Origin of the sequence: Spirulina subsalsa CS-330, assembly GCF_028330765.1 — a bacterium.
Taxonomy (GTDB): Bacteria; Cyanobacteriota; Cyanobacteriia; order Cyanobacteriales; family Spirulinaceae; genus Spirulina; species Spirulina subsalsa_A.
In genome coordinates this window covers 1-5,706 of record NZ_JAQMTY010000293.1, presented here as the reverse complement: position 1 = coordinate 5,706, position 5,706 = coordinate 1, and the positions used below count along the sequence as shown (strand labels likewise).

Sequence of the window (5,706 nt, the reverse complement as noted above, 5' to 3'; positions counted from 1 at the left end):
TCTAGGCACACTTGGGTGCGTTGGCTTCTCGATTTTAACACAAAACTGAATTCAGTCGTCTCCCGTTGGTCGGTTTATTTGTTGGCAAAACTTCATCTCACCGCTAACCTAACGGTGTAGCGGGAGTCCTCTTTTTGCATTGAAGATAGCTTGCTTAGCTGGGTGATCGCCCGCGTAGACAAACCGACTCGTTAAACTAACGTTCAAACAAGACTGATCAATTATAAAGCATTCACTTTTTAAAAGTTAAAAAACATCTCACAGATCAAATATTTCAAGAATTCAAAACAACTTAATTAACATAGAAAAGCAACCCTATTTAGATGGTTTTTATCCAAAACAGGCTGTATTTTTAAAGACATCAAAACTTTGATGTCACGGATTAAAATTTCCGAAGTAATTTGCTTTGATATTTGACCTATGGGTACAAAGTATGAAAATCGCTAACAATAATCCATTACACGCTGTGGCTATTCTTATGATGTATAAAACATACCACTCAAAAAAGGATCATGTTTTCACAATTCTTTACAGCCTTTACCTAAAATAATGAGTACACTAACTTTAGCCCACGCCCTACCGAGTGAACGGGAGACTGTACCGAATAAGCAAGGTAAAGGCTGTATGCTTGATCTGCATTCAATCAAGTACATTAGATCCGAATTTCTCAGTACAGGACAAAAAATTAGAGATAACCTATTATTCGAGGTTTCCACTACTATCTTGATAATTTGATCATAACGAAGAAATGCGATCGCCCCGCCACCCATCGCCCCGCCACCCATCGCCCCCCAATAGAGCAGTACACATTACAAAAAAAAAGCCATGTTGCCATGGCTCAATAAATCTCTTGGGAGAGAGAACGATTAAACGGGATTGAGGATGAGGACTGCCCCCTTAAAAGCGGGTCGATCCCCCCGTTACCCCATTCTCATCGAAACAGGGAATCACACCCCCCGCCAAAATTGTCACATCATCAAAATCATCGTCGGAGATCTCCACCTCCACGGCTCCCGATGGACGCACCCGGCCTTCGCCGTCATCTTCCCAGCCCATCAAGATCCCGTTGCCATCATCCAACGCCCCGCGAAAATTCACCGCATTGACATTGGTGGAGGTAAAGGTAGTGATGTAGCGGTTTTCCGTGGCGGTATAGACATCCATGTAGAACACATAGGGAGTATTCGCCCGGAACAGATACTCAATGATTAACGAGCCTTCGCCGTTGGAGCGCGATGCTACCAAATTCGCCCCTGGACTATCCACCGGGCGCACCGTACCGCCCGCCACTGTGCCGCGATAATCGGTGAAACTGGTGATCCCAAAATCATCGTAGGGTTTGACCTCTTCAAAGAGCGGGATTTTCGTGGCTGAGGTGTCGGGGTTCATCATCACCCCCACCACGCCCCGGTTTGCGCCTTGGGTCGAGCGGATTTCAAACTCGACAATCGTATCTTCGGAAAATTGAATCACACGGTTACTGAGCCGACTTTGGGCCTGGGCGGGGAGCAGCGAAAACGCCCACAGACCCAACGCCATCATTACCATGCCGAAGGATTTACCTTGCTTAAACATTGTTGACTCCTTACCTCAAAAAAAACGAGAGAAATTAGTTCAGGGTGGCAGCCTTAACCGTCAGTGAGAGCCGGTAAGCCCGGCCCAATCTGACTGCTGTGGATTCTGCCCGATTTACCAAATCAAGAAATCCGGATTGCCGTATTCTTCTTCGATCGCCGTCACTTCTTGGCGCAGGGTGATGCTTTCCCGTTCAAGGTTGATCAGACGCGCACAGGCCGGTGGTAGGGGTTTGCTGGCGTTGGGGGAATCGGGGCGGGCATAACGGCGCGGGCCGCTGTCGTTATCTAAGGCCGCGCTACAGGTGAGATAGACCGTTTCCGACTCTTCGTTAAAGAGTTCAATCCGGTTAATCAAGTCTTGAATTTCCGGGGCATCAATGTCAAAAATGGGCGGGTTATTGTTCCAAACCTGCGTGCCGGTAATGTCCCCTTGGCTGACGTTTTGGGCGTAGGCAGGAGCGGCGAACCCGGACAGCATGAGTAGACCAAGCCAAAAAATAAAGCGTTGCATAGTGAATAATCTCCTCAGGTTAAAAGCGGAATGCAGTGCCTAAACCGATCACGAAGCGGGCGGCACGGCCGTCATTGGTGGTGACGATGTCGCGCACGGCGGGGGTGATCGTGATGGGTAGATTTTTGAAGGGGGCAATAGAGAGGCCGAGGCCGAGGTCTTGACCTGTCCATTCCGCGATGAAACTAATCGGACGGACAACCCGCAACGCTACGTTACCGAACACGTTGACGTTGTTTTCGCCCACAAAGGCGGCTCCGTTGGAGCGGTATTGATTGCTGCCCACGCCGGCGGTAACGGCAAGACGGCTCAAGGGGTCGTCGAGGGAGTCATTGAGGCGAAAGACTTTGGTGGCAACGCCATAGAGGGATTGTTCAAAGTCGTTGCGGCCAATGTTCAGGAAGCCGTTCCAACCGGCAGCGATCGAGAGGTCATCGGCGATGCGGCGGTGAACTTTGGCGTTGAAGCCGCCGTCGCCGAAGTCGTCGTTATTGGCGAAGACGTAGGAGAGTTCCACGCCGACGGCTTTGGAGGCATCTCCTAAGCCCACGCCTAAGCCGCCGTTAAACAACGCGCCGCTGGCATCGGGACGGACGGCGGATTGATAGTTGGCGTTGAGGAAGACGGTGTTGTTGTCTGCGCCGTAGCCGACGGGGATGTAGATGCTCATCGCGGGGGATGAGACGAATTTTTTGGATTCGGGGACTTCGACGGCTTCGATGGGTTGGGGGTCGTAGCAGTTGACGCGACCAGCTTGGGCTAGGAGCATGGTGGGGCTGACGGTTTCGCTGGCGCGGGCTTCGATCGCACTCTCGCATTGTTTGGGTAATGCGGCGGTGTCGATCGCCTCTAGTTCCATCGCGGCGGTTTCTAACTGGAATTGGGGTTCTGGGTTCAGTTCCGGACGGATGGATGTGGAGCGGGCGGCCAATTGTGGCGGTGCAGCGGCTTGGGTTTGGAGGGTGGCGGCTCCGGTGGTTGCTGCGCCTTGATGGGTTTGATAGTCCGCTAGGGCCACGGTTTCCGGGGCCGGAGCGATCGCATCGGGTTGGGTTGCGAGCGGGGCGATCGGGTCTGGAGTTTCAGGCGCACTTGCTTCGGCCACAGGCGCGATCGCTTCAGTGGCTGGGGGTGCGATCGCTACTGATTCAGGAGCCGTAAACTCCGGCAAGGGCTGGGCCGTGGCAATTTCAAGCGGAGCCACATCAGCCGTAGCCGACGCAAACTCGATCGCTTGGGCATGAAATTCAGGTTGGCTCGGTTGGCTCCGCTGGGCGGCCTGGGTCACATCCAAGCCAATTTGAGGTTGAATGGACTGATCAACAGTGCGATCGCCTGCGGTCAAGGCATCAATATCTTGGGGTGAAATGCCCTCGTTTGCTTGAGCATTCAGAGTCGGCAGCAGGGGCAAAACCGAGAGAAGGGCAATGTCAGTAACACGCATACGTTTTCCTCACACAAGTGGGTATTGGAAACCATTGCCTGACTTAGAGAAGTTGCAGTGGTCAGTTCAATTTACGAAGCCCCACTGCAACCATCCGGATGTGATCCCCCAAGAGACCCCCCTCACCCCACAAATCCGCCCTTCGGCCCAGCGTAGAATTACTTAAACTGACCCCCCGATCGCCAAATACTCACAATCAACCCAAACCCCAAAAACGTCGCCGCCCCAAACAACACCGCACTAATAATCGACAGTTGCGGAATCGGCGTATTCCGAGCAATCAACGCCGCCCCGATCAACAACGACCCAACAACAATGCTATAAGCCAGCCGATTGGCGGAATTTTCTAAACTTTTCCGGACAGAACTTAACTCCCGAATTTTTAAATTCCATTGCAAGGTTTCTGAACTGACGCGATCGAGAATCACCTCCATTTGCCGGGGACTTTGTAACGCCAGCGATTTTAAATCCAGCGCGATTCGTAACCCAGTTTGCAGGGGATCATCCCCTAGTAATTGACGGCTAAATAAATCCGTCATCAATGGTTTAAATTCATCGAGCAAATTCACATCTGGATAGAAACCCCGCGCCACTCCTTCCAGGTTTGCCAAACTTTTCGCATAGAGTCCCATATTCCCCGGCAGCTTAATTTTGTTGTTGCGGGCGACTTGAAGAATTTCGTAAAAGGCTTCGCTGAAATTAATATTGGAGAGGCTGATGTTGTAATATTTGCGCAGCATCCGGTCAAAATCAATTTCAAGACGGGCCAGATCCACCGGCTGCGAAGATTCCGACAGATCAAGGGTGAGTTGGCTACAGCGTTTCGCGTCGATATTGACGATCGCAAGCAACAATTCCACCAAAATCGACTGGGTGCGCGGGTCAAGGCGGCCAATCATGCCACAGTCAATCAAGGCAACGCGATCGCTCTGTAAATAGAAAATATTACCCGGATGGGGATCAGCATGGAAAAAGCCATCAATATACATCTGCTGGAAAAACGCCCGAAACAGCAGGGTTGCGATCTGCTGGCGGCGGCGCAAATCGCCCCCCGTCTTCCCATCTGCCGGATGAATCTCCGCATCTAAGATCGGCTTCCCCTCCAGCCACTCCATCACCAGCAGCTTTTCCGTCGTCAGGCTTTTATAAATCGCCGGAATCACCAACTGCCGCGCATCAAACCAACGACTCTGGGCTAAATTACGCCGCAGTTGTTCGGTATAGGCGGCCTCTTTGGTGAAATCCAATTCCGCCTTCAGAGCCGAGGTAAATTCATCAGCGAGGGAAACAATATCGTAGTCTTGGCCGAACTCCGTTGCGGAAACGAGTTCAGCGATCGCTTTAATCAGTGCCGTATCTTGGCGGACGATTTTTTCAATGCCCGGCCGTTGCACCTTCATGGCCACTTCTTGGCCGTTGTTGAGGGTGGCGCGATAGATTTGGGCGATGGAACCAGCCGCGATCGGGGTGGTGTTGATCGTGGCAAACACCTCATCGAGGGGTTTCGACAATTGCTGTCGGATTAAGGATTCCACATCTTTCCACGGCACGGTGGGCACTTTGGCCTGGAGCGCAGTGAGGGCTTCGATGTAGCTCGGTGGCATCAAGTCCGGGCGCGTGCTGAGGAGTTGCCCCAGTTTGACATAGACCGGGCCAAGTTCCACGAGGATATTGCGGAGGGCTTCGGGGGGCGGAATTTGCGGTTCTTCCTTCGTGCCTCCGGTGAGCAATCCGCGCATATAGCCCCAGCCGTTACCCAGTACAATTTCTAAAATTTCACGCTGGCGGGAGGTATTTTGGGTTAAGGCGAGAACCATTTGAGTCGGCGTAATGAAAAGCAGTGATGAGAAACCTGTCCTCACCTGCCCATCTTAAATGCAAAAAGAGGACTCCTGCTACACCGTTGGGTTAGCGGTGAGATGAAGTTTTGCCAACAAATAAACCGACCAACGGGAGACGACTGAATTCAGTTTTGTGTTAAAATCGGGAGGCCAACGCACCCAAGTGTGCCTAGAGAGGCAAGATTGGTGGTTTTCGCCAGATAAAATGTCCGACCAAAAAGAAATACCTGATCACAGGGGCGGCATAGTTTATGAAGGAGAAATCGAAACACAACTAAGTTTTTGTTGTCTGCTGCGGGACATTCAGTGGACGTTAAACAGATGCTTGTGGAG

4 protein-coding genes are annotated in these 5,706 nt (G+C 51.7%); all 4 read right to left on the bottom strand.

Translation table 11 applies throughout. The annotated features are described in order from the left end of the window. Positions 1-897 precede the first annotated feature (897 nt). The 4 genes from PN477_RS20100 to PN477_RS20085 all read right to left on the bottom strand — a co-directional run bounded on the left by PN477_RS20100 (position 898) and on the right by PN477_RS20085 (position 5,349). Positions 898-1,575, bottom strand: coding sequence for a hypothetical protein (locus PN477_RS20100; RefSeq protein ID WP_272120606.1), 678 nt, complete (start codon positions 1,573-1,575; stop codon positions 898-900). A 114-nt stretch (positions 1,576-1,689) separates the two neighbouring features. After that, on the bottom strand, positions 1,690-2,088 hold the full coding sequence (locus tag PN477_RS20095; RefSeq protein WP_272120609.1) for a hypothetical protein: 399 nt from the start codon (positions 2,086-2,088) through the stop codon (positions 1,690-1,692). A gap of 19 nt (positions 2,089-2,107) precedes the next feature. Continuing rightward, positions 2,108-3,532, bottom strand: a complete 1,425-nt coding sequence (locus PN477_RS20090) for a hypothetical protein (RefSeq protein ID WP_272120612.1) — start codon at positions 3,530-3,532, stop codon at positions 2,108-2,110. Positions 3,533-3,690: 158 nt separating this feature from the next. After that, the gene (locus tag PN477_RS20085; protein ID WP_072622820.1) at positions 3,691-5,349 is read right to left on the bottom strand and encodes an ABC1 kinase family protein; all 1,659 of its coding nucleotides are present in this window, start codon (positions 5,347-5,349) and stop codon (positions 3,691-3,693) included. Positions 5,350-5,706 lie beyond the last annotated feature (357 nt).